At 65.5% G+C, this 906-nt stretch carries 1 protein-coding gene; it reads right to left on the bottom strand.

Going from position 1 to position 906, the window contains the following annotated elements:
- Positions 1-61: 61 nt before the first annotated feature.
- Entirely contained in the window at positions 62-904 is an 843-nt protein-coding gene (gene kduI, locus CA234_RS24130) for a 5-dehydro-4-deoxy-D-glucuronate isomerase (RefSeq protein WP_125975355.1), read from the bottom strand.
- Between the last annotated feature and the right edge of the window lie 2 nt (positions 905-906).

Raw genomic sequence — 906 nt, 5'->3', positions numbered from 1 at the left:
GCGGGCAGCTGGCCTGACCCCTTAACTCCCCCTCCCGCGCGCGGGAGGGGGAGTTAAGGGGTCAGGCCAGCTGGCAGATATCCAGCACCTGCATGTCGGTATAATCCTGGTTCTCGCCCGCCATCGCCCAGATGAAGGCATAGGCCTTGGTGCCCGCGCCCATATGGATCGACCAGGGCGGGCTGATCACCGCCTCTTCATTGGCCATGACGATATGGCGGGTCGCCTCGCCCTCGCCCATGAAGTGCATCACCCGATCCTTCTCCAGATCGTCGAGCTCGAAATAGAAATAGATCTCGCTGCGGCGTTCATGGACATGCGGCGGCATGGTGTTCCACACGCTGCCGGGCTTGAGCACGGTGAGCCCCATCACCAGCTGCGCGCTGTCGCACACGCCGGGGATGACGAGCTGGTAGATCGTCCGCGCGTTGGACTCGGCGAGGCTGCCACGCTCCAGCGCATTGGCGTCGGCGATGCCGAGCTTGCGGGTGGTGAACGCCTGGTGCGCCGGGCAGGAGGCCAGATAGAAGCGCGCGCCTTCGCCGGCGAACGTCACGTCCTTGGCGCCCATGGTGACGTAGAGGCAGTCCTTGTTGCCCAGCGCGAAGACCTCGCCGTCCACCGTCACCGTGCCCTCGACCGCGCCGACATTGACGATCGCCAACTCGCGCCGCTCAAGAAACGGATGGCCGGCGGCCGAGGGCGGCTCGGTCTGGTCGGGCAGCTTCACCGGGCCGCTGCCCACCTGCACCCCGCCGATCACGAAGCGATCGGCATGGGTGTAGTTGAGCACGCATTCGCCTTCCCGGAACAGCCCGGAGATCAGATAGCGGTCGCGCAGTTCCTCATTGCTCACGCACGCCATCATGTCCGGGTGCGTGGCGTAATAGGTACGGTCGAACATCC

This window comes from Sphingomonas sp. ABOLE (assembly GCF_003950455.1).
In the GTDB taxonomy this organism is placed as follows: Bacteria; Pseudomonadota; Alphaproteobacteria; order Sphingomonadales; family Sphingomonadaceae; genus Sphingomonas; species Sphingomonas trueperi.
This window is presented reverse-complemented; position numbering and strand designations above follow the sequence as displayed.

Bases quoted from the DNA above. Each gene is read 5' to 3' on its own strand.
- kduI (WP_125975355.1), bottom strand. From the start codon at position 904: ATGTTCGACCGTACCTATTACGCCACGCACCCGGACATGATGGCGTGC.